The organism is Streptomyces sp. NBC_00094 (assembly GCF_026343125.1).
Taxonomy (GTDB): domain Bacteria; phylum Actinomycetota; class Actinomycetes; order Streptomycetales; family Streptomycetaceae; genus Streptomyces.
In genome coordinates, this window is sequence record NZ_JAPEMB010000001.1 from 3,084,243 (window position 1) to 3,109,646 (window position 25,404).

The 25,404-nt window shown below is 72.4% G+C and carries 19 protein-coding genes; 3 read left to right on the plus strand and 16 right to left on the minus strand.

All coding sequences use genetic code 11. The features are described from left to right. Nucleotides 1–6: 6 nt before the first annotated feature. The 7 genes from OG580_RS13305 to OG580_RS13335 form a co-directional block, all read right to left on the minus strand. Nucleotides 7–1,491 (minus strand): hypothetical protein, encoded by a 1,485-nt coding sequence (locus OG580_RS13305; RefSeq protein ID WP_267043880.1) that lies wholly within the window; start codon nt 1,489–1,491, stop codon nt 7–9. Nucleotides 1,492–1,584: 93 nt separating this feature from the next. Further along, on the minus strand, nt 1,585–2,055 hold the full coding sequence (locus OG580_RS13310) for a hypothetical protein (RefSeq protein WP_267043881.1): 471 nt from the start codon (nt 2,053–2,055) through the stop codon (nt 1,585–1,587). A 119-nt stretch (nt 2,056–2,174) separates the two neighbouring features. Beyond that, complete coding sequence (locus OG580_RS13315; protein ID WP_267043882.1) at nt 2,175–4,496, minus strand: xanthine dehydrogenase family protein molybdopterin-binding subunit; 2,322 nt, start codon at nt 4,494–4,496, stop codon at nt 2,175–2,177. Next, nucleotides 4,493–5,779 (minus strand): (2Fe-2S)-binding protein, encoded by a 1,287-nt coding sequence (locus OG580_RS13320; protein ID WP_267043883.1) that lies wholly within the window; start codon nt 5,777–5,779, stop codon nt 4,493–4,495. The genes OG580_RS13315 and OG580_RS13320 overlap by 4 nt, the downstream gene beginning before the upstream one ends. After that, nucleotides 5,776–6,651 carry a xanthine dehydrogenase family protein subunit M gene (locus OG580_RS13325; RefSeq protein ID WP_267043884.1) on the minus strand — a complete coding sequence of 292 codons (876 nt, stop codon included), beginning with the start codon at nt 6,649–6,651 and terminating at the stop codon, nt 5,776–5,778. Before OG580_RS13325 ends, OG580_RS13320 begins: the two co-directional genes overlap by 4 nt. Before the next feature lie 225 nt (nt 6,652–6,876). Beyond that, nucleotides 6,877–8,529 carry a beta-N-acetylhexosaminidase gene (locus OG580_RS13330; protein WP_267043885.1) on the minus strand — a complete coding sequence of 551 codons (1,653 nt, stop codon included), beginning with the start codon at nt 8,527–8,529 and terminating at the stop codon, nt 6,877–6,879. A gap of 12 nt (nt 8,530–8,541) precedes the next feature. Continuing rightward, nucleotides 8,542–9,069, minus strand: a complete 528-nt coding sequence (locus OG580_RS13335) for a carbohydrate ABC transporter permease (RefSeq protein WP_267043886.1) — start codon at nt 9,067–9,069, stop codon at nt 8,542–8,544. A gap of 237 nt (nt 9,070–9,306) precedes the next feature. Between OG580_RS13335 and OG580_RS13340 the strand changes: the two genes are divergently transcribed. Continuing rightward, nucleotides 9,307–11,283 (plus strand): zinc ribbon domain-containing protein, encoded by a 1,977-nt coding sequence (locus OG580_RS13340; protein ID WP_267043887.1) that lies wholly within the window; start codon nt 9,307–9,309, stop codon nt 11,281–11,283. 334 nt (nt 11,284–11,617) lie between these two features. On the opposite strand, the gene OG580_RS13345 is transcribed toward OG580_RS13340, so the two are convergent. Continuing rightward, a complete protein-coding gene (locus OG580_RS13345) occupies nt 11,618–11,905 on the minus strand; it encodes a DUF3039 domain-containing protein (RefSeq protein ID WP_024761666.1) in 288 nt (95 codons plus the stop codon). A gap of 30 nt (nt 11,906–11,935) precedes the next feature. Continuing rightward, on the minus strand, nt 11,936–12,496 hold the full coding sequence (locus tag OG580_RS13350; protein WP_267043888.1) for a YqgE/AlgH family protein: 561 nt from the start codon (nt 12,494–12,496) through the stop codon (nt 11,936–11,938). 298 nt (nt 12,497–12,794) lie between these two features. Here OG580_RS13350 and murA point away from each other — a divergent pair, with 298 nt between their 5' ends. Next, nucleotides 12,795–14,135, plus strand: a complete 1,341-nt coding sequence (gene murA, locus OG580_RS13355) for a UDP-N-acetylglucosamine 1-carboxyvinyltransferase (protein WP_024761664.1) — start codon at nt 12,795–12,797, stop codon at nt 14,133–14,135. Between the two features lie 144 nt (nt 14,136–14,279). On the opposite strand, the gene OG580_RS13360 is transcribed toward murA, so the two are convergent. From OG580_RS13360 to OG580_RS13390, 7 genes are all read right to left on the minus strand, one after another. Next, nucleotides 14,280–14,561: an HU family DNA-binding protein gene (locus OG580_RS13360; protein ID WP_017237029.1), complete on the minus strand. Its 282-nt coding sequence runs from the start codon at nt 14,559–14,561 to the stop codon at nt 14,280–14,282. A gap of 391 nt (nt 14,562–14,952) precedes the next feature. Then, entirely contained in the window at nt 14,953–16,383 is a 1,431-nt protein-coding gene (locus OG580_RS13365) for an NAD-dependent malic enzyme (protein ID WP_267043889.1), read from the minus strand. 390 nt (nt 16,384–16,773) lie between these two features. Beyond that, nucleotides 16,774–19,107 (minus strand): UvrD-helicase domain-containing protein, encoded by a 2,334-nt coding sequence (locus tag OG580_RS13370; RefSeq protein WP_267043890.1) that lies wholly within the window; start codon nt 19,105–19,107, stop codon nt 16,774–16,776. 63 nt (nt 19,108–19,170) lie between these two features. Continuing rightward, on the minus strand, nt 19,171–19,740 hold the full coding sequence (locus tag OG580_RS13375; protein ID WP_267043891.1) for a GNAT family N-acetyltransferase: 570 nt from the start codon (nt 19,738–19,740) through the stop codon (nt 19,171–19,173). Between the two features lie 193 nt (nt 19,741–19,933). Beyond that, complete coding sequence (locus OG580_RS13380) at nt 19,934–21,073, minus strand: uroporphyrinogen-III synthase (protein WP_267043892.1); 1,140 nt, start codon at nt 21,071–21,073, stop codon at nt 19,934–19,936. A gap of 84 nt (nt 21,074–21,157) precedes the next feature. Further along, on the minus strand, nt 21,158–22,528 hold the full coding sequence (locus tag OG580_RS13385; RefSeq protein ID WP_267043893.1) for a NarK/NasA family nitrate transporter: 1,371 nt from the start codon (nt 22,526–22,528) through the stop codon (nt 21,158–21,160). A gap of 399 nt (nt 22,529–22,927) precedes the next feature. Next, nucleotides 22,928–23,896, minus strand: coding sequence for a LysR family transcriptional regulator (locus OG580_RS13390; protein WP_323182564.1), 969 nt, complete (start codon nt 23,894–23,896; stop codon nt 22,928–22,930). Between the two features lie 83 nt (nt 23,897–23,979). Here OG580_RS13390 and OG580_RS13395 point away from each other — a divergent pair, with 83 nt between their 5' ends. Then, nucleotides 23,980–25,401: an MFS transporter gene (locus OG580_RS13395; protein ID WP_267043894.1), complete on the plus strand. Its 1,422-nt coding sequence runs from the start codon at nt 23,980–23,982 to the stop codon at nt 25,399–25,401. Nucleotides 25,402–25,404 lie beyond the last annotated feature (3 nt).

The window sequence follows — 25,404 nt, forward strand, 5'->3', positions numbered from 1 at the left end:
CGCTGATCAGTCGACGACGGGCGGCGCCACACGGCGGTTGCCCTGCTGCCAGGTCTCCTCGTCCTCGACGAGGTAGTCGGGACGCTCTCCGTTCCGTTCCTCGCGCCGGTCACCGGCGGGAGTGGAGGCTCCGCGCACGAGGCCGGAGCCGCCGGGCGTGAAGGGGCGCGCGCCGCCGGCCGCGGCGCCGGAGCGCTGCGCCTTGCCGCCGACGACCCCGCCGGTCTCACCGGCGAGGCGGCGCCCGCCGCTGACGCCGTTCTGGCCGGCTCCCATGCCGCCGCCCATGGCGCCGCCCATACCGCCGCCCATCGGGCCGCGGCCGACGCCCGAGCCGTTGCGTCCGCCGGTCTCGCCGCCGATGACGGTGCTGCGCGGGATGCCCGTCGCGGGACGCCCCTGCGTACTGGGCACCTGCCGGCCGCCGCTGATGCCCTCGCGGGTGCCGCCCAGCGGACCGGGGCCCGTCGGGAGCCCACGGGGACCGGTGGTCACCGGACCGCGCGTGCCGCCGGTGGAGGGACCGAGGGGAGGCAGCTGTCCGGTACCGCCGCCCTTCGTGGTGAACGGGGGGACCCCGGTGGTGGTGGTGACGAACGGAGGCGTACCACCGTCCGGCTTCACCGGCGGCGGCGTCGGCCCGGTGGTCTGCGGCGGTCCGGTCGTGGGCGCCGGCAGGGTGTCCACGCTGTCGATGCCGAGGTCCACGGGGACCTCGGGACGGGTCTCCGTGCGGCCGTCGGGACGGATGACGTGCGTCGGCCCGGTCGGGTCACCCGACGGCGGGACGGTGTTCGTCTCGGTCGTGGGGCGGGTCTCCGACTGCTGACGCGGGGTCTGCGTCGACGTCCCGTTGTCCGTGCCGGTGGAGTAGCCGTCGCTCCGCTGGGTGGAGCCGATGGAGGTACTGGTGCCACGGTCGGCGGAGGACTCCGGCACGAACGCCCCGGGCGGCGGCGGGAACGTCGGCGGTTCCGTGTTCCCCATGTGGAAGCTCGACCACTGGTACGCGGAGGAGAGCTTCTCCATCTCGGCCGCCGCGGCCTGCTGGTTCGCCTTCTCCTTGGCCTCGATCGCCGCGAGCTCCTCGCTGGCGGCCATGGCCTTCCTCGCGTTGGCCGCGACGGTCGCCGAGTCGGGGTCGTTGCGGTACTTCTGCGCGGCTTCCAGGTTCGCCTTGGCGGACTCGTGGGAGGTGTACCGGGGAATGGCGCTCTGCGCCAAGGAGATCGCGGAGGCGTTCTCCGTCATCCAGACGGATCCGCGCTCGCTGTAGTCCGCGAGGCCGGTGGTCGCGTTGGCCACGTTGTTGGCCCACTCGACGAAGGCCTTCTCGGCCTCGCCCTCCCAGTCCATCTGACCCATGCTGGTGCGCAGTTCGTCGGCGATGACCGCCAAATGCGCCGCGACGGCCTTCAAGCGCTGAGCCGCCGCTCCGACGTTGTAGCTGCTGGCCTCGTCGACCCACGCCAGCATCTGCTGGTGGGTCATACCGCGGAAGTTGGTACCCCCGCCTCCGCCGCCCTCTGCAGGCCTCATCTCTCGCCTCTTCCCCGTGTTCCCCGAAATTCCGTCTTCGCCGGCCTACTTGAAGGACGTGTCGCTCTCGGTCCCCTGGCTGCCCTCGCTCGCCGAAGGCCCCCGGCCGGCTTCCTTGTCCGCCTTCTCCTTGGCGTCGAAGGTGCGCTGGTGGATCGCGATCATCTTGCGCTTGACGTCGTCGTCCATCTCCTCGAAGCCGTTCTTGGAGGCGACGACGGCGATGCCGAGGCCCTCCAGGCAGTCGTTGAGAAGGCCGGAGAGCTGCACCAGCTTGCCGAGGACCTCGTCGTAGGCCGCGTGAGCGCTCTGCGCCTCGCCCCAGGCCGCGCCGCCCCCGCCGAACTGGGTTCGGGTGACCTGATCGGACTTGAGCTTGCCCGCGCCGGCCTCGGAGCCTTCGAGCTGCGTGATGAGGTGCTCGACGCCCTTCCTGAAGGTCTCCATGGAGTCGGCGCTGTACTTCACGGCCTGCGTCCGCATCCCGGACGCGAGTCCTCCCACGTAGGCTTCCATGCCCGCGCTCCTCCCCCTGTGAACCACATACCGCGTACTACCGAGTCTAGAAGTTCACTGTAGTCAGGAACGACGACAGTGCGCACCTCCCGGTTGCACAAGCAACGGACATCACATGGTTACGAATTGGGCACGGCCACGGCCGCCTGCGGGCGGATCGGGAGGCGGTTGACGGGGCGTCCGGTCGCCGCCCGTACCGCTGAGGCCACTGCGGCGGGTGAGGTGACGACCGGGATCGCGCTGGCCGCCTTCGCGCCGAAGGGGGCCACGACGTCGCGTTCCTCGACGAGTTTCACGATGCGAATGTCCGGGGCATCCAGGGATGTCGGAAGTGCGTAGCCCGTGAAGTCGGGGTGCCGGACCAGGCCGCGGGCGGTGCGGAGGTTCTCCGTGAGGGCCGCGCCGACGCCCTGGGTGACGCCCGCCTCGATGCGGGTGGCCAGCTGGGCCGGGTTGAGGATGCGGCCGACGTCCTGGGCGACGGCCATCTCCACGACCCGTACCGCGCCGAGTTCGATGTCCACGTCCACCACCGCGCGGATCGCGCAGAAGGCGAGGCCGACGAAGGCGTCGCCCTGGCCGTCCTCGTCGAGCGGTTCGGTGGGGTGGGGGCGGCACTGGGCGGTGGCCCAGAGCTCCTTGCCGTCCATCGCCTCCGTGACCGTCGTCGAGAGCACCCCGTCGTACGAGGTGATCTTGCCGTCGGTGATCTGGAGCAGCTCCGTCGACATGCCGAACTTGTGGGCCAGCGGCTGGAGGAGCTGGGTGCGGACCATCTTGGCCGCGCGCTCCACCGCCCCGCCCGAGACCCAGGTGTGGCGCCCGTGGGCGGACGCGCCGGCCGGCGGCTGGTCGGTGTCGACGGGGGCGACGTGGACCTCGTCGATGCCGAGGGTCTCCTGCACGATCTGGCGGGCGAGCGTCGAGAAGCCCGAACCGGTGTCCACGGCCGAGCAGATGACCGTCGCCACGCCGTCCATGACCCGTACGGTCGCCGTCGAGACCTCGTCCGTGCCCTCCGCGCCCAGCATGTGCACCATGCCGAGGGCGTAGCCCACGCCCCGCCGCACCGCGCCGGGTTCGCCCGCGCCCTCGGGGCCGCCGGGCAGCAGCCAGTCGTCCTCCGAGGTGTCCTTGGGGAGCGGCGGCAGCGGGAAGTCGCGTACGGCGGAGAGGAGTTCGGCCACGGGGGCCGGGCAGGTCACGGTCTGGCCGGTCGGCAGGATGTCGCCGGTCGCCAGGACGTTCCGCATCCGCAACTCGGCCGGGTCCAGGCCGAGTTTGACCGCCAGTTTGTCCATCTGCGCCTCGTACGCGGCACACACCTGCATCGCGCCCTCGCCCCGCACGTGTCCGGACGGCGGGTTGTTCGTACGGACCGCCCAGCCCTCCACGAAGGCGTGCGGGACGACGTACGGGCCACAGGCGAAGGCCACGGCCGCCGCGAGGGACTCGGACGAGGAGTCGGCGTACGCGCCCGCGTCGAGCAGGATCTGCGCCTCCACCTTGACCAGGCGTCCCTCCGCGTCCGCGTGGTGGCGGTAGCGCAGCAGGGTGGGGTGGCGGTGGGCGTGGCCGAGGAAGGACTCCTCGCGCGTAGCGGTGAGCTTGACGGGGCAGCCGGTACGGAGCGCGAGCAGGCCCAGCGGGATCTGGAAGCCCGGGTCCTCCCGGTCGCCGGTGGCGCCGGGGACGCCGGTCACGACCACCTTGACCTGGTCGGGCCGCAGGCCGAAGCAGGCGGCGGCCAGGTCACGGTCGGTGTGCGGGTCCGTCGACGCGGTGTAGAGCTCGACGCCGCCGTCGGGGCGGGGCACGGCGAGGCCGGCCTCGGCACCGATCGGCGCCGGGTCCTGGCGGCCGATCCGGTACAGCCCCTCGACGATGGTCTCGCCCGTCGCCTCCGGGTCGCCGAAGCGCAGGGGGATGTGCCGGATCAGGTTGCCGTCGGGGTGCAGCGGCTCGGCGGCGAAGGCCTTCTCCGGGTCGGTCACCGGGTCGAGGAGCTCGTACTCGACGCTGATCGCCGCCGCGGCGAGCCGGGCCGTGTCGGGGTGGTCGGCGGCGACGGCCGCGAGGGCCTCGCCGTGGTGCCGGACCAGGTCGGAGGCGAAGACGGGCCGGTCGGCGACGCGCCGGCCGTAGGTCGCCGCGCCCGGCACGTCGGCGGCCGTCACCACGGCCCGTACCCCCGGCATGGCGACGGCGGCCGACGTGTCGACGGAGACGATCCGGGCGTGCGGGTGCGGGGAGCGCAGGATCGCCGCCCAGAGCAGGCCCTCGGCCCACAGGTCGGCGGCGTACGGGAAGGTGCCCTCGGTCTTCGCCCGCGACTCGGCCTGCGGGAGCGAGGTGCCGAGGCCGTGCGCGGCCGGCTCCTGCCCCGGGGCGCCGGGGGCGCCGGGGGCGTCCGGAGCCGCGGTGGTCGCGTCGCTGCTCACGCCATGCCTCCGTCGTGCGGGTGGGGGATCCGGTGCGGTACGCGGGCCTCGCCGGCGGCCTCGGGCTGGGTCGGCGCCGCGGCGGCGGCGCTCGCCTCGCGCTCGGCGACGACGTCCCGTACGGCTTCGAGGACGCCCCGGTAGCCGGAGCAGCGGCACAGGTTGCCGGCCAGGGCCTGGCGGGTCTCCAGTTCGGTGGGGGCGTGGTTGCCCTCCAGGAGGTCGTGCACGGTCATGCACATGCCCGGGATGCAGAAGCCGCACTGGACGGTCCCGCACTTGGCCATCGCCCGCTGCACGTCGGACGGCTCGCCGTCGGTGGCGAGGCCCTCGACCGTCCGCACCTCGGAGCCCGCGGCGGTCGCCGCCGGCACGAGACACGAGGCGACGAGCCGGCCGTCGACCTTCACGTTGCACGCGCCGCACTCGCCCTGGGAGCAGCCGTCCTTCGCCCCGGCGAGGCCGAGGCGCTCGCGCAGGACGTAGAGCAGGGACTCGCCGATCCAGGAACCCGTGACGGGCCGGTCGGTGCCGTTGACCCGCAGGGTGTACGAGGTGTGGGGGTGCTCGTCGCTGTCGGTGGAGGCGTAGCCGTTGCCGTGGGCTTCGGTGGTGGTGGCGCTCGGGGCGGGAAGCGCGTCCTCGGCGCCCGGCACGTCGTCCGGGGCCTCCACGGTGTCCTCCGGGGCGTCCGGCGCGGCGGGTTCCCCCTCCGCCTCCGGCTCCTCGGCCGCCGCCTCCGGAGCGGTCTCCGGCTCCTCCGGGAGGGCCCAGGGCGCGGGCGCGCCGCCCGGCAGGGTCGCCGGGGCCTCGGCGTACGACGGAGGGAGCGCGGGCTCCACCGCGTCCGGAGCCGCCGGGATCTCCCACTGGCCCGTGCCGCCGCCGGCGAAGTTCCACTCGGCCGTCGCGTGCGGGTCCTGCCCGAAGTTCCCGCCGTACTCCACGCGCTCCGCGTGGTCCGTGTGGTCCGCGTACTCCACGCGCTCCGCGGGCTCGGCCTGCTCCACCTGGTCGAAGTACTGGACGTGCTCCGCCTCCGTCGGCAGGTGCACCGTCCACGAGCCCGTCGCCGCCGGATCGGTCGCGGCCGCCGGGGTGAGCGGCTGCAGCGGGGTGATCATCGGCGGTACGTAGCCGTGGCCCGGCGCCTCCAGGGGGACGCCGTCCAGCATGAAGTCGGGCGGCAGCTGGACGAAGGCGGTCGCGTCGCCGTCGTACCCCTCGCTCTGCGGGATCGGCTCCCAGCCGCCCGGGTTCCCGTGCTGTTCGTCAGTGCTCACGCCAGTGCCCTCCCCAGTGCCCGTCGAGCGAGTGCGGCGACCGTGCGCCGCAGGTGCAGTACGGCCGGCGGCAGCTGTTCGCCGTCCTGCGGGTCCGGGATGCAGGCGGCGGCGACGTACTCGCCGAACGCGGTCAGCGCCTCCGGGGCCAGCCCCCGGTCGTTGTCCCAGTCCACCAGCGAGGCGATCCAGCGCTCCGCCTCCAGCGGCCGCAGCGGCATCGGGGCGACGGCGCCGACCGCGCAGCGCACGCCGCGCCGGGCCGGGTCGAGGACGACGGCGACGGAGGCGGTGGCGCGGGCCGGGCCGGTGCGGCCGGTGGCCTTCACGAAGACCTGGGGGGCGTGGAGCAGCGGTACGCGGACGAAGCCGACCAGCTCGCCGGGGGCCAGCAGGTCGCGGCCCGCGAGCAGGTGGGAGACGGGGATCTCGCGGGTGCCGAGGGGGCCGAGGACGACGAGGTCGGCCTCCAGGGCGGCGAGCACGGGCAGCGAGTCGCCGGTGGGCGCGGCGGTGACCACGTTGCCGCCGAGGGTGCCCGCGTTGCGGATCTGGGGCGGTCCCGCGGCGCGGGCGGCGGCGGCGAGGGCCGGGATGAGGGCGGCGAAGTCGGGGCGGCCCATCCGGGCGTGGGTGAGGCCCGCGCCGAGGAGGGCGTGCCCGTCCTGGTACTGCCAGCCGCGGATCTCGTTGATGCGGCTCAGCCCGACGAGTCCGGCGGGGCGGAGCTGACCTCGGTTGACGGCGGCCATCAGGTCGGTACCACCGGCGACGGGCACGGCGGCCGGCATGGCGGTGAGCGCCGCCACGGCCTCGTCGAGCGAGGCGGGCAGCGTCACGGACTGCGCCGTCTGTGGTGCGTGCGTGGTCAACCCGCTGCCCCTTCCCGGTGTCCCGGTGGTCCCCGACTGTGCCCGGCGGTCGCGCCTGTGTGTGGGCGTACCGTACGTGCTCACAGGCCGGACGTGGCAACTCTGGCACATCTTCCGAGCCGTCCGGCGCGAGGGTCCACGAAGGACTGTTCCGTCCGGGACGCCCCGGGAGCGACGGTAACTTCCGTTTCGCCGCTCTTGGGTGAACCGGGGACGCGACGTCCCTCACACGATCGGGGGCGTCCCCTCCAGAGGTCGTCCGACCACTCCCGGGCGCCGCTGCCAGGGGTGGGGTCCGGCGGGCGGCCGGTAGTCGACGCCGAGGGCGTCGAGGCGCCGGTAGTGGGTGTCCATCCGGCGGGCGAAACCGGCGTGGTCGCGGGCGTCCGGGGCGGGCAGCTCGGACCAGGCGACCTCGGCGAAGGCGGCGAGGCGCGGGAAGACCTGGTAGTCGACGCGGGCCCGGTTCTCCATGACCTCGGTCCAGACGTTGGCCTGGGTTCCCAGGATGTGGGCGGCGGCCTCCGGCGAGAGCCCCGGCGGGACGGGCTCGAAGCGGTAGACGTCCTCCAGGGTGCGGACGTATCCGATGGGCATCGGCTCGTCCTCGCCCGGCGCCTGACGGTGGTCCAGGTAGACGTGCTGCTCGGGGCACATGACGACGTCGTGGCCGGCCTCGGCGGCGGCGATCCCGCCCGCGTACCCCCGCCAGGACGAGACGGCCGCGCCCTCCGCGAGTCCGCCCTCCAGGATCTCGTCCCAGCCGATCAGACGCCGCCCGCGCGCGGCGAGCCAGCGGTCGAAGTGGCGGATGAACCAGGACTGGAGCTCGTCCTCGTCGGCGAGCCCGAGTTCCTTGATACGGGCCTGGGCGGCCGGGGAGGCCTTCCACTGGTCCTTGGGGCACTCGTCGCCGCCGACGTGGACGAAGGTGGACGGGAAGAGGTCGAGGACCTCCTCGAAGACGCCCTCGTAGAAGCGCAGGACGGCCTCGGTCGGGGCGAGGACGTTGGGGTTGACGCCCCAGGTGTCCCAGACGGTGAGGGCGGCGGTGTCGACGACGTCGGTGTTGCCGAGCTCCGGGTACGCGGCGATGGCGGCCTGCGCGTGTCCCGGGAGGTCGATCTCGGGGACGACGGTGATGTGCCGTTCGGCGGCGTAGGCGACGATCTCGCGGATGTCGTCCCGGGTGTAGAAGCCGCCGTGCGGGGTCTCGGTCCAGAGCGGCGAGGCCCGGTGGCCCCACTTGGTACGCGCCCGCCAGGCGCCGACCTCGGTGAGCTTCGGGTGGCGCGCGATCTCGATGCGCCAGCCCTGGTCGTCGGTGAGGTGGAAGTGGAAGACGTTGAGCTTGTGGGCGGCGAGGAGGTCGAGCTGGCGCAGGACGTCGTCCTTGGGCAGGAAGTGCCGGGAGACGTCGAGGAGGAGTCCGCGCCAGCCGAAGCGGGGACTGTCCTCGATCGTGATCAGGGGGAGGTCACGGTCCCCGTCCTGCACGGGCGCCTTGCGGTACGCGTCGGGGCCGAGGAGCTGCCGGAGGGTCTGGGCGCCCCAGAACACCCCGGCGGGGCCGCCGCCCTCGATGACGACGGCCGCGTCGTCGGCGACCGAACCGTCGGTGGACAGGCGGTAGCCCTCGGGGCCGTACTCCCGCGCGACCTCCTCGCTGATCCGCAGCCGGACGGCGTGCGGGCCGGCGCCATCGGAGAACGGCAGTCCGGTGGCGGCGCCCAGGGCGGCGCGCAGCCAGCGCGCGGTGGACTCGGTGCCCGCGCCGGCGTCGATGGTGGTCCGCCGGTCGAGCGGGACGTGTCCGGGGGTGCTCCCCCGGTGCTCGACCGTCAGGGGTGCGGGGATGAGATGCAGATCGTCCGTCATCACGTCGGTTCCTTAGTCCTTCACCGCCCCGCCCAGTCCCGAGACCAGGCGGCGCTGTACGAGTACGAAGAAGACGAGCACCGGGATCGTCATCACGGTCGACCCGGCCATGATTCCTCCCCAGTCGTTCTCGTCGGGCTTGAAGAAGACGAGCAGTGCCATGGGGAGGGTCGACTGCGAGGTGTCGCTGATGAGGAAGGACTTCGCGAAGAGGAAGTCGTTCCAGGTCGAGATGAAGGAGAAGACGCTCGCCGCCAGGAAGGCGATGAGCGCGGAGGCGAGGACGACCGTGCCCGCCACGATCAGCGAGTTGACGAAGTAGCGGCCGAACTCCTGCTGGTCGAAGACGCGTCGGAAGGAGTCGAGGGACGGGGAGAGCGTCCACGGCCGGGGGTCGGTCGACTGGATCTCGCCCGCCGGCTTGAAGGCCGAGAGGACCATCCAGTACAGGGGGAAGGCGACGGCCGCCGCGACGAGGAGCGTCACGGCCTCGGCGGCGAGGCGCCCGGGCCGCCGGATCCGGATACGGAACACGGTCAAAGTTCTTCTCCCTGGCGTCGCAGGAGCCTCAGGTAGACCAGGGTCACGGCCAGCAGGATCAGCAGCATGACCACGCCGATCGCCGATCCCAGGCTCACGTGTTTCCTCCTGCCTCGGGTAGGGATGCATCGTCCACCGGCGTCCGGTGTCGCAGCTGAGTACGGGGATCGAATGCGTGACCTTTTCGTGGGGGTGTCGTTGATCGGATGACAGCATCAGTGGCGGGAAGGGGTTCTGGTGAACCGGAGACTGCCGCTCACCGAGGGCGAAACCGCTCGCACCGCGTGCACCCGCGCATTGCTTCGTACGGGAGTTGACGAGGGGACGGGCGAACTCCTGGCCGCCTCTGCGTTGGCTGAACGGATCGACTGGGCCACTGACCTCGTGTGTGGAATGGCTCGCGGACTGCTGGTCGAGCATTGGAACGCAGGCGATGTCGACGCCCTCGCCTCGGGTGTGGACCCGGGCGGGCAAAAACTGCCGTCGAACGCGTGGATGGCGCTGCGCCGGCTGGGCTGGACCGTGACCGAGCTGGACGGTATCCGTGTCAATGACCGGATCGTGCGGATGGCTCAGGAGCAGGCCGGGCGCACGTTGCGGTCGGCGAAATGGCGGGTTGATCTGACTGCCGGGGTGCTCGCGACCTGGCCCGCTGATCCGGCCAGGCGCACGCCCGAGGAGTGGGATGCGGTACGGGCTGCCATACCCGGTGGGAAGCATCTGCCGTCCAGTGCCATCAAGGGGCGCACCCGGCAGATCGCCGCGTATCTGCGCAGGAACGGGCGGCCGCCGGTCGATGTCTTCGAAGCGGAGACCGCGCCCCGGATCGCACGGATGCTGCTGCTGTCGGCGTGTGACGGGCAGCAGGCCACCATCGAGCGGCACGAGACCGATCCGGGCCGAGCGCTGATCCGGCTGCAACTCCCCGCCCGGCCCGATCCGCGGTCGTACAAGGACTGGACGTGGGTGTCCTGCCCGATCACTCTGCCGCCGACGATCCCGGCTTCGGCGGCGTTGCACCTGCCCACCCTGCGCGTGGCCGGCGGCCGGGTGCGCGCGGATCTCGCATACTCCCACGCCGTTCCCAGGGCCGCCAGAGCCGGGCACACGGTCGCACTCGGCGTGGACTGGGGCCTGAACACCCTGCTCAGTGCCGGGGCTGTCCGGCTCCACGATGACGGCCGCCTCACCGCCCTCGGAGCCGGGGGCATGTTCCGTGCCGGCGGTGTTCTCGCCAAACAGCACCGGCTCCGCCGCGAAAGCGGGTACGTGCAGGCCAAGGCCGACCACTACCAGCGGCTCATCGAGGGGACCACCGCGCATCAGCTGGCCGCCGGACACGATGTGCTCCGTGAGGAGATCCACCGCCTGTCCGAGCGGCGGACGAACCTGAACGATGCTCTGGCGTGGGCCGCGGCGCGGTGGGCTGTCGACCAGGCAGTTGCCGCCGGAGCGACCGTCATCTACGTGGAAGACCTGCGGTCGATGGAAGCACGCGGCATGGGCCGCTCGATGAACACCCGCCTGTCCCAGACAGTGCGCGGGCAGATCGCGGACCGCATGCGGCACCTCGCCACCGAGGTGGGCATCGCGGTGGTCACCGTGCCCGCGAAGAACACCTCGAAGCACTGCCCGGAGTGTCTGACCCCGCTGCGGCACCGCAAAGCCCCCGACCGGCCCACCGTCCCGGGATGGAAATGGGCTATCTGCCCCGGCTGCGGATACCAGGGCGACCGCGACCAGGGTGCGTGGAAACGCATCGCCGCACGCGGCCTCACCCACCAAACGAAGACCGTGACCGAGCGCGCCAACGGCGGCGTCATGGCCATCCGCTCGGTGGTAGACAAGCTCGAAGCCAAAGCCGTGGTCAACCCGACCACCGCTAAGACCAGCCGGGACCGGTCCAAGACCGGACCCACCCGGCGACAGACACCATGCCCCGCGCCCAGGCGACGCAGGGCACCCTCCCCCACCAGGTCGCAAGGCCAGGCGGGCAAGCGTCCGGAGGGACACGCTCACACGGACCGGCCCCGACTGCCCCGCGCAGCCCACCGGCACCAGGACGTGACGACGATCAGCACACCCACCATCGGCCACCGGCCACGAGGAGCAGCCCTGGGCGCGGGATTCCACCTGCACGCCCACGCCACCCCTCCACGATGGGAACCCCGATGCCAGACACTACGTCTGACACGGGATCGCTTAGCTGATTAGAGACGCTGTACTGGGACGAGGCGAGCTTCGCTTCATGCGGACCCCCCTCCAAGCGTGTTGCAACATACGCAATGAGCGTTTCGTTCTGCACAACACGCGTGAGGTTAGGCGCGCCCGCCGCGGGCCGACAAGAGGTCTCGACCACCTCAACCACTCCGTGACCGGAGAAAGCACCCTGCGCAACGGCCGGGCGGCCCCGCGCGCCCCGGAAACGTCCCGCGAGCCCCGGAAACGCGGAACGGCCCCCGTCGCACGTGCCGAAGCACACGCGACGGGGGCCGTCCCCGACGTCGGACCCGCGGGGTCCGCAGGACCCGCTTACTCGTCCTTGCCGCTACTTGTCCTTGCCGCCCTTGTCCTTGTCGCCGCCGCCGGCGCCCATGGACTCGTAGATCTCCTTGCACATCGGACAGACCGGGTACTTCTTGGGGTCGCGCCCCGGTACCCAGACCTTTCCGCACAGCGCCACGACGGGAGTCCCGTCGAGGGCGCTCGCCATGATCTTGTCCTTCTGGACGTAGTGGGCGTAGCGCTCGTGGTCGCCGTCACCGTGGGACACCTGCGGAGTCGGCTCCACGAGGGTTCCCGTACCTGCCCCGCGCTCGGGCTCGAGAGTGCTCATAACCGCCAAGGGTACTGAAAGGCGTGGGGCTCAGTTGAGGGACGGGTCGTCGGGGTACGTCGCGATCATGGCGAGCTCGCCGCGCTGGCGCCGCAGCACCTGGCGCCAGAGGGTCTCCGGGCGCGGCGAGGAGACGTCGCCGGGCTCCGACTCGACCACGTACCAGGCGCCGTCGCCGAGCTCGGACTCCAGCTGGCCGGGGCCCCAGCCCGCGTACCCGGCGAAGATCCGCAGCGAGCCGAGGGCCGGTCCGAGCAGTTCGGGCGGGGTCTCCAGGTCGACGAGGCCGATCGCTCCGTACACCCTCCGCCAGCCGAGAGGGCCCTCGTCACCGGGGATCACGGCGACGCCGAGCGCCGCGTCGAGCGAGACGGGCCCGCCCTGGAAGACCACGCCGGGCTCGCCGGCGAGTCCGGCCCAGGGCGCGAGGATGTCGCCGACGGTCACCGGCGTCGGCCGGTTGAGGACCACGCCGAGCGAGCCCTCGTCGTCGTGGTCGAGCAGCAGGACCACCGCGCGGTCGAAGTTCGGGTCCGCCAGCGCGGGGGTGGCGACGAGCAGTCGTCCTGTGAGCGAGGACACCTCGGTCATGCGACACATGATCCCGCATCTTCGCCGTTCGCGGAGGCCGTCCGGCGCGATCGGGTCGCGATCCGTCCACGATCCCGGGAAGTCGGCCGCCTTCGCAGTTCAGAGGGGGCGCGCCCGGTCCCCGGGCCCACGCGGGCCGAAGGAAGCGGACGGTAACGCTCCGCAAGATCACGGGAGCAGAGGGTGTTGTGCCGAATTCATTACATCTGACAGACCCCCCGACACACCCGATCGGGGTCTCATGGCCCCTTACCCTTTTCTCTGGCCACCCGACCGACTCCACCGGAACGCGAGATTCATGACCGGCACAGACGATGTCCTGCTTGTCCACGGCGGAACCCCGCTGGAGGGCGAGATCCGCGTCCGCGGCGCGAAGAACCTCGTGCCCAAGGCGATGGTCGCCGCCCTGCTCGGCAGCGGTCCCAGCCGACTGCGCAACGTTCCCGACATCCGTGACGTCCGCGTGGTCCGCGGACTGCTCCAGCTGCACGGGGTGACGGTCCGTCCGGGCGAGGAGCCCGGCGAGCTCGTCCTCGACCCGACGCACGTGGAGTCCGCGAACGTCGCCGACATCGACGCGCACGCCGGCTCGTCCCGCATCCCGATCCTCTTCTGCGGCCCGCTGCTGCACCGCCTCGGCCACGCCTTCATCCCGGGCCTCGGCGGCTGCGACATCGGCGGCCGGCCGATCGACTTCCACTTCGACGTGCTCCGCCAGTTCGGCGCCACGATCGAGAAGCGGGACGACGGCCAGTACCTGGAGGCCCCCCAGCGCCTTCGCGGTTGCAAGATCCGCCTCCCGTACCCCTCGGTCGGCTCGACCGAGCAGGTGCTGCTGACGGCGGTGCTCGCCGAGGGCGTCACCGAGCTGTCGAACGCGGCCGTGGAGCCCGAGATCGAGGACCTCATCTGCGTACTGCAGAAGATGGGCGCGATCATCTCCATGGACACCGACCGGACCATCCGGATCACCGGTGTCGACCGCCTCGACGGCTACACCCACCGGGCGCTCCCGGACCGCCTGGAGGCGGCCTCCTGGGCGTCGGCGGCGCTGGCGACCGAGGGCAACATCTACGTGCGCGGCGCCCAGCAGCGCTCGATGATGACCTTCCTCAACACGTACCGGAAGGTGGGTGGCGCCTTCGAGATCGACGACGAGGGCATCCGCTTCTGGCACCCGGGCGGCTCGCTCAACGCGATCGCCCTGGAGACGGACGTGCACCCCGGCTTCCAGACGGACTGGCAGCAGCCGCTGGTCGTGGCCCTGACGCAGGCCTCCGGCCTCTCCATCGTCCACGAGACGGTGTACGAGTCGCGCCTCGGCTTCACCTCCGCGCTGAACCAGATGGGCGCGCACATCCAGCTGTACCCCGAGTGCCTGGGCGGCTCCGACTGCCGCTTCGGCCAGCGCAACTTCCTGCACTCGGCGGTCGTGAGCGGCCCCACCAAGCTCCAGGGCGCCGACCTGGTCATCCCCGACCTGCGCGGCGGCTTCTCGTACCTGATCGCGGCGCTCGCGGCCCAGGGCACCTCCCGGGTGCACGGCATCGAGCTGATCAACCGCGGCTACGAGAACTTCATGGAGAAGCTGGTCGAGCTCGGCGCGAAGGTCGAGCTCCCGGGCAGCGCGCTCGTCTGACGGCCCGTACGCACGCACTGAGGGGCCTCGCATCCGCGGGGCCCCTCAGTGCGTACAGCGTGCGTACAGCGCGTTCTGCCGGGCAAACGGAAGGGCGGCCACCCCCTGACAGGGTGGCCGCCCTTCCTGCGCCTACAGGCTGCCTTACTTGCCCTTGGCGGCTTCCTTGAGCTTCGAGCCCGCGGAGACCTTCACGCTGTAGCCGGCCGGGATGTTGATCGGGTCGCCGGTCTGCGGGTTACGAGCGGTGCGAGCGGCACGGTGGGTGCGCTCGAAGGTCAGGAAGCCGGGGATGGTGACCTTCTCGTCGCCCTTGGCGACGACCTCACCGACGGTCTCGGCGAGAGCGGCCAGCACGGCGTCGGCGTCCTTGCGGGTCACCTCGGCGCGGTCGGCCAGGGCGGCCACCAGCTCACTGCGGTTCATGTTGTTACTCCCGTGTTCTTCTTGCCTGTGAGGCGTGCCACGCGGCGGAAGCCGCGTGATTGGGTACAGCGAAGCCGATGCTGCCAGGGCCTTCGGACAGTCCCCGGACCCGGGTCTAATGACAGACCCTCGCGCCCAAACACGCATCCTGCCCCCACCAGCGGCGGGAACGCCAATCCGGCACCCCCTGGGGTCACACGAAAAGTGCCGGAGCCCCGTGGCGGTGACGTTCCGTCGACTCCGCGATTTCCGTGCGGAGCCGAAAAGCCACCCTAAAGGCGGGTTTGCGGCTCCGCGAATCGCGACGCGCCGTCAGCGCGCGCCGGGTGAGTACCGGGTGAGTGCCGGATGCATGCTTGATGCATGCCGGATGTGCGCCTGGCGGGCGCTGTCAGCGCCCGTTCGACGCCGCGCCCGCGCCCGCCGCCTTGGCCGCGGTGCGCACCGCTCCCGCGACCGCGCCGGCGACCTTGTCGTTGAAGACCGACGGGATGATGTAGTTCGGGTTCAGCTCGTCCTCGGTGACGACGTCGGCGAGGGCCGTGGCCGCCGCCAGCATCATCTCCGTGTTGACCGTACGGGACTGGGCGTCCAGGAGGCCGCGGAAGACACCCGGGAAGACCAGGACGTTGTTGATCTGGTTCGGGAAGTCCGAGCGGCCCGTGGCGACGACGGCGGCCGTCTGGCGCGCGGCGGCCGGGTCGACCTCCGGGTCGGGGTTCGCGAGCGCGAACACGATGGCGCCCTCCGCCATGGCGGCGACGTCGTCCGCGCCCAGCAGGTTCGGGGCCGAGACGCCGATGAAGACGTCCGCGCCGGCGACGGCCTGCTTGAGGGTGCCGGTGACGCCCTCCGGGTTGGTGTTGTCGGCGATCCAGCGCAGCGGCGAGTCGGCCGGGGCGTCCACGAGGTCCGGGCGGTCCGCGTGCACGACGCCCTGGATGTCGGCGACGACGGCGTGCTTGACGCCCGCCGCGATGAGCAGCTTGAGGATGGCCGTACCGGCGGCGCCGGCACCGGACATGACGACCCGTACGTCACCGATGCCCTTGCCCACCACGCGCAGCGCGTTGGTGAGGGCGGCGAGGACGACGATGGCCGTGCCGTGCTGGTCGTCGTGGAAGACGGGGATGTCGAGGGCCTCGCGCAGCCGGGCCTCGATCTCGAAGCAGCGGGGCGCGGAGATGTCCTCCAGGTTGATGCCCGCGAAGCCGGGGGCGATCGCCTTGACGATCGCGACGATCTCGTCGGTGTCCTGGGTGTCGAGGCAGAGCGGCCAGGCGTCGATGTCGGCGAAGCGCTTGAACAGGGCCGCCTTGCCCTCCATGACCGGCATGGCGGCCATCGGGCCGATGTTGCCGAGGCCGAGGACGGCGGAGCCGTCGGTGACGACCGCGACGGTGTTGCGCTTGATGGTGAGGCGGCGGGCGTCCTCGGGGTTCTCGGCGATCGCCATGCACACGCGGGCGACGCCCGGGGTGTAGATCATGGAGAGGTCGTCACGGTTGCGGATGGGGTGCTTCGACGCCATCTCGATCTTGCCGCCGAGGTGCATCAGGAACGTACGGTCGGAGACCTTGCCGAGGGTGACGCCCTCGATGGTGCGGAGCTGCTCGACGATCTCGTCGGCGTGCGCCGTGGAGGTCGCGGCGATGGTGACGTCGATCCGCAGCTTCTCGTGGCCGGAGGCGGTCACGTCGAGGCCGGTGACGGATCCGCCGTGGGACTCCACCGCCGTGGTGAGCTGGGAGACCGCGGTTCCGCTCGCGGGAACCTCCAGCCGGACCGTCATCGAGTACGAGACGCTGGGCGCCGTTGCCATGGCCGAGTTCCTCTGCTTTCCCTGAGCTTCGTTGCTACGCCGCCCCGGCTGGTTGCCTGGCGGCGCCCTCCGATGGTCGCACCTACCTGCCGGTAGCAGGTAATGCGGTCATTTTGTTTTCGGAAAGTAGTTTCCACCATACGAGAGGCATGGGGGAAACAGAAGAGGCTCCCGTCACCGGAGGTGACAGGAGCCTCAACTTTGTGCGTACGTCTAAGTGGCACCGACCCGCCATGCTCGCCTCGCGGCAAGTGGTCCCTCAAAGGGACGAAGGTTGGGCCCGGGGGCTTGGATCGAGCCGGTGCCACGACAAGGCTAACAAACCACCCTGCTTGGCGATTCCAGCGCCACAGGTTGACCGGAAATCGTCCCCGCCAACCCGCGCCCGGCTCAGTCCCGCAGCAGGTCGGGCACCCCCGCCTCGTCCGGCATGTCCCCCGGTCCCGCGACCACCGTGAGCTGCTGCGTCGCCCGCGTCAGCGCCACGTAGAGCACCCGCAGACCGGCCGGGGACTCGTCCGCGATCTCCGCCGGCGACACGACCACCGTGGCGTCGTACTCCAGGCCCTTCGCCTCCAGGGAGCCCAGCGCCACCACCCGGTCACCCAGCTCGGCGAGCCAGCGCGCGGCCTCCGCGCGCCGGTTCATGGCGACGACGACACCTACCGTGCCCTCGACCCGCTCCAGGAGCAGGGCCGCCTCGGACCGTACGGTTTCGGCCAGGCCGGCCTTCTCCTGAACCGGGACGAACCGGGGCTCGACGCCCGTCGAGCGGACCGCGCGCGGCGACTCCTTGCCCGGCATGGCGAGGGCCAGCACCTTGGCGGCGAGCTCGGCGATCTCCGCCGGGTTCCGGTAGTTCACGGTCAGCTCGAAGCGACGGCGCGGCCGGCTGCCGAGCGCCTCGTCCCGGGCCTCCGCGGCCTCGTCCGGGTTCGACCAGGAGGACTGCGCCGGGTCGCCGACGATCGTCCAGGTGGCGTGCCGGCCGCGTCGGCCGACCATCCGCCACTGCATGGGCGTGAGGTCCTGCGCCTCGTCGACGATGACGTGCGCGTACTCGGTGCGCTCCGCCGCGAGCCGCTCGGCCCGCTCCCGCTGCGTCTCCTCCCGTACGGGCATGAGCTCTTCCAGGCCCGAGAGCTGGTCCAGCGGGTCGTACTCCCGCTTCTTGCGGGGCCGGGCCGGGGCGCCGAGCAGGGTGTGCAGCTCGTCGAGGAGCGCCACGTCGTGGACGGAGAGCTCCCGGCGGCGCAGCGAGCGGGCGAGCCGCCGCACCTCGCCCGGGTTGAGGATGCGACGGGCCCAGCGGCCGAGCCGCCGCTCGTCCGCCATCGCGTCGAGCACCCCGCGCGGGGTGAGCTCGGGCCACCAGGCGTCGAGGAAGCCCAGGAAGGAGTCCTCGGTGGAGACGTCCTCGTCGAAGGAGGAGCGCAGCTCGGCCGCGAGCTCGGGGTCGCTGTGCCGGCCGACGGCGCCGGACTTGGCGTACAGCGCGTCGAGGAGCAGCCTGCGGGCGCGCGGGCGCAGCAGGTTGACGGGGGCGGTGCCGCCGAGGACGTTGTGGCGGATGCGCCGGAGGTCGTCGGCCTCCAGCTCGATCCGTCGGCCGAAGACGACGACCCGGAGCCGGCTGGGCGTCCCGGTGGGCGCGGCGGCCTCGTCGTCCTCGTCCAGGGCGAGCTGGGCCCGGGGCGCCGGGGTCTCCAGGGCGCCCCGGGCCGCCTTCCGCAGCACGTGGAGCATCCGGGAGGAGCCCTTGACCCGGGCGACGGCCGGGTCGTCGTAGGCGGTGGCCTCGCAGCCGTCGACGAGGCTGCCGACGGCGCGGATCGCGACCTGGCCCTCCTCGCCGAGGGAGGGCAGGACGCCCTCGGTGTACGAGACGAGGAGCGGGGTCGGCGAGACGATCAGGATGCCGCCCGCGTACCGCCGCCGGTCCTGGTAGAGCAGGTAGGCCGCCCGGTGCAGGGCGACGGCGGTCTTGCCGGTGCCGGGGCCCCCCTCCACGTACGTCACGGAGGCGGCGGGCGCGCGGATGACGAGGTCCTGCTCCGCCTGGATGGAGGAGACGATGTCCCGCATGGTGTGGCTGCGCGCCTGGCCGAGGGCGGCCATCAGCGCGCCGTCACCGATCACGGGCAGCTCCTGCCCGTCGAGGGTGGCCCGGAGCTCGGGGCGCATCAGGTCGTCCTCGACGCCGAGGACCTTGCGGCCCTTGGAGCGGATGACCCGGCGGCGTACGACCCGGCCGGGGTCGACCGGGGTCGACCGGTAGAAGGGCGCGGCCGCCGGGGCGCGCCAGTCGATGACGAGCGGCGCGTAGTCGGAGTCGAGGACCCCGATGCGGCCGATGTGGAGGGTCTCGCCGATATCGGCCGTGTTGTCGGCGCGTACGGCGTCGTCGGCGGGCTCCACGGAGGTGTACGCGCCGTCGGGCCCCTTCTTGCCGTCCTTGCCGTACAGCAGGTCGATCCGGCCGAAGAGGAAGTCCTCGAACTCGTTGTTGAGCCGGTTGAGGTGGATGCCGGCGCGGAACACCTGGGCGTCGCGCTCGGCGAGGGCGCCGGGCGTGCCGACCTGACCCCGCTGGGCGGCGTCGTTCATCAGGAACTCCGCCTCGTGGATCTTCTCCTCCAGCCGGCGGTAGACCTGATCCAGATGTTCCTGCTCGACACCGATCTCACGGTCTCTGACCGTGTCCACGGCTTCCTGCGCGGCCACCTAAGGCCCCCTTCTGACGTGCACTGGGCAGCCGTCGAGCGTACGCCACCGGAAGGCACCGTGTCAGGCGCGATCACCGTTCGAGGGGACCGAACCCGGGAATCCGGGTGGCGGGTCGTCGTGGAGGAGCCGCTGGAAGAGGTGGTGGTCCCGCCATTCCCCGTCGATGTGGAGGTAACGGGGCGCGGTGCCGATACGGGCGAACCCGCTCTTGGCGAGGACCCGTTGGGAGACATGGTGGTCGAGGACGGTGCAGGCCTCGATCCGGTGCATCCCCAGCTCCTCGCGGGCCGTCCGGCAGGCCTCCTCGACGAGCGCGGTGGCCAGGCCGCGCCCGGTGTGTTCCCGGTCGACCCAGTAGCCGAGGGAGCCGCTGCGGAAGGGCCCGAGGACGATCCCGGAGAGGGTCGCGGAGCCGATCACGGTCTCCCCCTCGACGGCGAACCACCGCACGCCGCCGTCCGCGAGCCGCTCGGCCTGTGCCTCGGCGGTGTAGTACCGCTCGGGGCGGTACGGCTCCCAGGGCTTCATGTGCGCCCGGTTCCGCAGCAGGGCGGCGGCGAGCGCGGACGCGTCGCCGGGGTCGGCGGGGTCGGCGAGGCGGATCCGGAAGGGGACGGTGGCTGCACGCATCCCCGTACCGTAACTCCCGGGGGAACGCCCCCTAGGGGGCGTCTTGTCGATCAAGCCGGATCAGGGAGCGGGGCCTGGTGCGTGCGGTCGCAAGGCGGAGGAGGGAGTCAACGCGGAGCGTTGGCGACTGACGACAACGCGGCGAACGTGCGTGCCAGGCCCCGCGAGCCCGGCCTGATCGACAAGACGCCCCCTAAAGAGTGTCGTACTTGTCGTCTGCGGCCGGGTCCAAGGCCAGCCGGTAGCCGCGCTTGACGACCGTCTGGATCAGCTTCGGGGTGCCGAGCGCCGTCCTGAGGCGGGCCATCGCCGTCTCCACCGCGTGCTCGTCCCGCCCCGCGCCGGGCAGTGCCCGCAGCAGGTCCGCCCGGGAGACCACCCAGCCGGGGCGGCGGGCGAGGAGCCCCAGGAGGGCCATCCCGGCGGGCGGGACCGGGCGCAGGGCGCCGTCGACGAGGACCGCGTGTCCGCGGACCTCCACCCGGTGACCGGCGACCGGCAGGACCTGGGAACGGGCCGGGAGCTCCTTGCCGAGCAGCTGGACGAGCGGGCCGAGCCTGAACCGCTCGGGCTGGTACGTGTCGACGCCCTCCGCCTGGAGCGGGAGCGCCGTCACGGGCCCCACGCACACCGCGAGGACCCGGCTCCTCAGCGCGGCGACGAGTTCCGCCCGTACACCCTTCTCCTCCGCCCGGGAGAGCAGCGAGGCGGCGGCCGGGGCGCTGGTGAAGGTCACCGCGTCCAGGCTGCCCGCGAGGACCGCGTCGAGGAGCCGGTCCAGCGGGCCGGTGTCCTCCGGGGGCATCCAGCGGTAGACCGGGACGACGACGACCTCGGCGCCGCCGGCCGTGAGGGCCTCCACGAAGCCCGGCAGCGGCTCCCCGTGCAGCTGGAGCGCGATCCGCCGGCCGGCCACGCCCTCGGCGAGGAGCCGGTCGAGGACCTCGGCCATGGACTCCGAGGAGGGCGACCAGGACTCGGTGAGCCCGGCGGCCCGGACGGCCCCCTTGACCTTCGGGCCCCGGGCGAGGAGCTCGACCTCCCGCAGGACGGCGAGGAGTTCCTCCCCGTACCCCCAGCCGTCGGCGGCCTCGACCCACCCCCGGAAGCCGATCGCCGTGGTGGCGACGACGACGTCCGGGGCGTGGGCGATGAGGTCCTTCGTCGCGGCGAGGAGTTCGGTGTCGTCCGCGAGCTGCACGATCCGCAGGGCCGGTCCGTGGACGACGGCCGCGCCGCGCCGGCGCAGCAGCGCGATGAGTTCGTCCGCGCGCCGCGCCGCGGTGACACCGACCGTGAAGCCGGCGAGGGGGCCGTGTTCTTGCTCGTCCATGGGGCCAGAGCCTGACGGGGATGCGTGACGGACTCGGTTCGCCCGTATTTCCTGGTCGTTACGGTCCGCGCCGGGCACGGTGGATCACACCTGCGCGTATCCGGACCGGGGCGCCACGTCCGCGACCGCCTCCGTGACCCCCTCGGCGGTCTCGGGCACGGCCGCCGACCGCCGAAGGTATACCGCCCAGGTGACGACGATGCAGGCCGCGTAGAAGGCCAGGAAGCCCACGAAGGCCCCGGTTCCGGTGCCGGCGGTCTGGAAGGACTGGCGGAAGGCGAGGTTGATGCCGAGTCCGCCGAGCGCCCCGACCGCGCCGATGAGGCCCATGGAGGCCCCGGAGAGCCGCCGCCCGTAGGCCTCGGCCGCCTCCCCCGCGAGGCCCTTGCGGTGCCCCTGGGCGAGGAAGATCGCCGGGATCATCTTGTACGTGGAGCCGTTGCCGAGTCCGCTGAGGACGAAGAGCCCGATGAAGCCCACGAGGAAGACGGCGAGGGACTCGGCCACGGAGGCGTAGATCACCACACCGGTCGAGGCGGCCATCGCGACGAAGGTCCACAGGGTGATGCGGGCGCCGCCGTGCCGGTCGGCGAGGGAGCCGCCGACGGGCCTGATGAGGGAACCGAGGAGCGGCCCGATGAAGGTGAGCGAGGCGGCCTGGAGCGGGGTGCGCCCGAACTGGGTCTGGAGCACGAGCCCGAACGCGAAGCTGTAGCCGATGAACGAGCCGAAGGTGCCGATGTAGAGGAAGGCCATGATCCAGGTGTGCCGGGCCCGCACGGCCTCCTTCGCGGCGCCGGTGTCGTTCTTGACCGGGGCGAGGTTGTCCATGAAGAGCGCGGCGCACACCGCGGCGACGACGATCAGGGGCAGGTAGACGCCGAGCACGATCCTCGGGTGCATGGCCCCGGCGGTGCCGATCACGAGCAGGCCCACCAGCTGCACGACGGGCACGCCGATGTTGCCGCCGCCCGCGTTGAGCCCGAGCGCCCAGCCCTTCTTCCGCAGCGGGAAGAAGGCGTTGATGTTGGTCATGGAGGAGGCGAAGTTACCGCCACCGACGCCGGTCAGCGCCGCCACCAGGACGAACGTCGTGTACGAGGTGCCGGGCTCCATCACCGCGAAGGCGACGCCGGCGGGCAGCAGGAGCAACAGGGCGCTGAAGATCGTCCAGTTGCGTCCGCCGAAGCGGGCCACGGCGAAGGTGTACGGGATCCGGATCAGCGCGCCGACGAAGGTGGCGGTCGCGATCAGGAAGAACTTGCCGGCCGGGTCGACGCCGTACTGCGGCCCCATGAAGAGCACCATGACCGACCACAGGCTCCAGACCGAGAAGCCGATGTGCTCGGAGAGCACGGAGAAGATCAGGTTCCGCCGCGCGATCCGCTCCCCCTTCTCACGCCAGAAGGTCTCGTCCTCCGGTTCCCACTGTTCGATCCACCGGCCGCCGCCCATGTCGTACCTCCGCGGGTGTCGGGTCCTGGGGCGTCCACAGCCCCGGTCCTCCTGTCGCAGACGCTAGGGAGGCCGCGTTTCAGCCCGGTGCCGCGAGGTGACGGGAGCGGAACCTTGCTCTCACCCGGCGCGCGGGCGCCCTGTGAGCCGCCTTTTCTTTGGGCTCGGTTCGCCTCCGGGGCGCTCCAGCCGGGCTCACGGCCCCGACCGTGCTCGACCCCTCCTTCGTCGGGGCCTCCGCGCGCTCGGGACCGTTCCCCCGGCCGCGCCCCTTCGGCTCACTCGCCCGGCCCGGGGGTGGGCGTCCTCCGGATCGGGGTGGCGGGTGCAGGCCTGGGTGACGGGGTGACGGGGTGTCCCGGTCACCCCATCACCGGTCACCCCATCACCGGTCACCGGTCACTGGTCACCCGGTATCCCCGGCTCGCCCTCCGGCAGCCAGGAGCCCGGCGGGCGGTTCAGCCAGCCCTCCTGGGCGCCGATCTCCGCGGCGGCGGTCCGCAGGGCGTCCAGGCCGGGGTGACGCAGGCCCTTGCGCCACACCAGGCTCACGGGAGACAGGGGTACGGGGTCGACGAGCGGCCGCAGCACGCAGCCCGGCATCGGCGGGAAATCGACGACGGCGAGGACCGGGTTGCGGTGCTTGGCCATGATCCGCCGGAACTCCTCGTGGCCGATCGCGAGCGGCGCGGGCGCGGCGAGCTCGAGCCCGCGCCCCGCGAAGAGCCGCACGGCGAGGTCGGTCCACTCCGGCGTGCGGTCGTTCCCCGCGCCCGCGTAGATCCGCTCCCCTGCCAGCCGGGCGAGCGGCACCTCGGGCAGGGCGGCGAGCTCGTGGTCCTCGGGGAGGATCACGGCCATCCGCTCGTACCGCACGAACTGGCAGCCCAGCCGCGCCCGGAGCCCGGCGGCCAGCCCTCCGTACCGCCCGAAGGAGGTGTCGAGCCGTCCGGCGAGGATCTCCCGCGCGGCGCCCGTGAGTCCGCTCTCGTAGCGGGCCATCAGCTCCTGCTCCGGGGCGAGTTCACGGGCCCGGCGCAGGACGCGCTCATGGGCGAGGCCGGGGGTGTTGAGGTCGACGAGCAGGGGCCGGGGCTCGGCGCGGAAGGCATCGGTCAGCTCGTCGTGGGCGGCCAACACCCTTCGCGCGTACGGGAGAAGGCGTTCGCCGTCGGGAGTGAGGGCGACCTGCCGGGTGGTCCGCACGAAGAGCTCGACGCCCAACTCCCCTTCCAGGCGCCGGATGTCCCGGCTGAGCGCCTGCTGGGCGACGTAGAGGCGAGCGGCGGCACGGGTGAAGTGCAGCTCCTCGGCGACGGCGGCGAAGGCGCGCAGGAGGCGGGGGTCGATGTCGTACGAGGTGGCCACCGCCGCATTTAACAACACAGGTGCGTGAATGGCCACCGATCAGGTGTTGGACCCACCGGGTCCGCGCCCGCGAACCTTGGTCCATGCCGCAACCGGACCTCACCCTCACCCCGGCCGGCCCGGCCCTCGCCCCTCGCTACCGCGACCGGCGAACCGCCGCGGCCGACGAACCCGCCGCGACTCGTGGACCCGTCCTGGGCCGCGGAACCGCCACGACGCGCAAGCCCGTCCTGGGCCGCGGCCCCGGGCGCCGGGCCACCGCGTCCGACGGCCACAGCCTCGGCCACGACCGTGACCGCGACCGCGACCTGCCGAAGGTCTCGCCCCGCAACCCCTACCTCCGCCTCTTCGCCCTCCCCGGCACCCGCGCCTTCACCGTCGGCAATCTGATCGCCCGGCTGCCCAGCGGCATGTTCGGCGTGAGTGCCCTGATCATGATCGCGGGCCGGTACGACTCCTACGCCCTGGCCGGTTCCGTCACCGCCACCGGCCTCACCGCGGGGGCGCTGGCCGCCCCCTGGATCGCCCGGCTCGTCGACCGGCACGGCCAGGCGCGCGTCGCCGTACCCGCCACGCTGTACGCGGTCCTCGGCCATCTCGTCCTGATCCTCTGCGTCCACCAGAAGGCACCCGTCTGGGCGCTCTTCCTCACGGTCGCCGTCAGCGCCACCGCCCCGAACACGGGCGGCATGTCCCGGGCCCGCTGGGCGCACCTCCTCCGGGGCGATCCGGACGCCCTGCACACCGCCAACGCCTTCGAGCAGGCCGCCGACGAGCTGTGCTTCATGCTCGGCCCGATGCTCGCCGTCCTCCTCTGCTCGGCGCTCTTCCCGGAGGCGGGGACGCTCGTCGCCGTCGTCCTCTTCCTCGGCGGCATCCTGTTCTTCGCCGCCCAGCGCGCCACCGAACCGCCGGTCTCCCCCCGCACCGCCGCCGGCTCCCCGCTGCGGAACCGGGGCATGGTGCCGCTGCTCGCGGTCTTCCTCGCCACCGGTGCGGTCTTCGGCTCGATGGAGGTGGTGGCGCTGGCGTACGTGGACGGCCCCGCCGCCGGCCCCGTCCTCGCCCTCCAGGCCGCCGGCTCCTGCGCGGCGGGGCTGCTCTACGGCCGCGCCCGCCGCACCGCACGGCTCCGTAGCTGCCTGGCCGCGATGGCCGTCCTGATGACGATGCCGCTGCTCGCCGCCACGACCGGCTCCCTGCTCGCCCTCGCGGGCGGCCTGCTCGTGGCCGGCATGGCGACGGCCCCGACGATGGTCACGGGCATGGGCCTGGTCCAGCGCCTGACGCCCGTGTCGCAGCTCAACGAGGGCATGACGCTCGCGGTGACCGCGCTGCTCGCCGGCATCGCCGCGGGCTCCGCCACCGGCGGCTGGTCCGCCGACCACGCCCCCTTCGCCGCCTTCGGCTTCCTCGTCCCGGCCGCGGCCGCGGCCCTGGCCCTGGCGCTGTGCGCGGTGACCGGGGTGGGCCACCGCGCACCGGCCCGGAACGAACAGGCCTGACGC

Coding starts and splice junctions, on each gene's coding strand:
- OG580_RS13385 (WP_267043893.1), bottom strand. CDS start 22,528: ATGGGCGGCGGCCGGTGGATCGAACAGTGGGAACCGGAGGACGAGACC.
- OG580_RS13350 (WP_267043888.1), bottom strand. CDS start 12,496: ATGACCGAGGTGTCCTCGCTCACAGGACGACTGCTCGTCGCCACCCCC.
- OG580_RS13375 (WP_267043891.1), bottom strand. CDS start 19,740: ATGCGTGCAGCCACCGTCCCCTTCCGGATCCGCCTCGCCGACCCCGCC.
- OG580_RS13305 (WP_267043880.1), bottom strand. CDS start 1,491: ATGACCCACCAGCAGATGCTGGCGTGGGTCGACGAGGCCAGCAGCTAC.
- OG580_RS13330 (WP_267043885.1), bottom strand. CDS start 8,529: ATGACGGACGATCTGCATCTCATCCCCGCACCCCTGACGGTCGAGCAC.
- OG580_RS13310 (WP_267043881.1), bottom strand. CDS start 2,055: ATGGAAGCCTACGTGGGAGGACTCGCGTCCGGGATGCGGACGCAGGCC.
- murA (WP_024761664.1), top strand. CDS start 12,795: ATGACCGGCACAGACGATGTCCTGCTTGTCCACGGCGGAACCCCGCTG.
- OG580_RS13345 (WP_024761666.1), bottom strand. CDS start 11,905: ATGAGCACTCTCGAGCCCGAGCGCGGGGCAGGTACGGGAACCCTCGTG.
- OG580_RS13360 (WP_017237029.1), bottom strand. CDS start 14,561: ATGAACCGCAGTGAGCTGGTGGCCGCCCTGGCCGACCGCGCCGAGGTG.
- OG580_RS13365 (WP_267043889.1), bottom strand. CDS start 16,383: ATGGCAACGGCGCCCAGCGTCTCGTACTCGATGACGGTCCGGCTGGAG.
- OG580_RS13395 (WP_267043894.1), top strand. CDS start 23,980: ATGCCGCAACCGGACCTCACCCTCACCCCGGCCGGCCCGGCCCTCGCC.
- OG580_RS13380 (WP_267043892.1), bottom strand. CDS start 21,073: ATGGACGAGCAAGAACACGGCCCCCTCGCCGGCTTCACGGTCGGTGTC.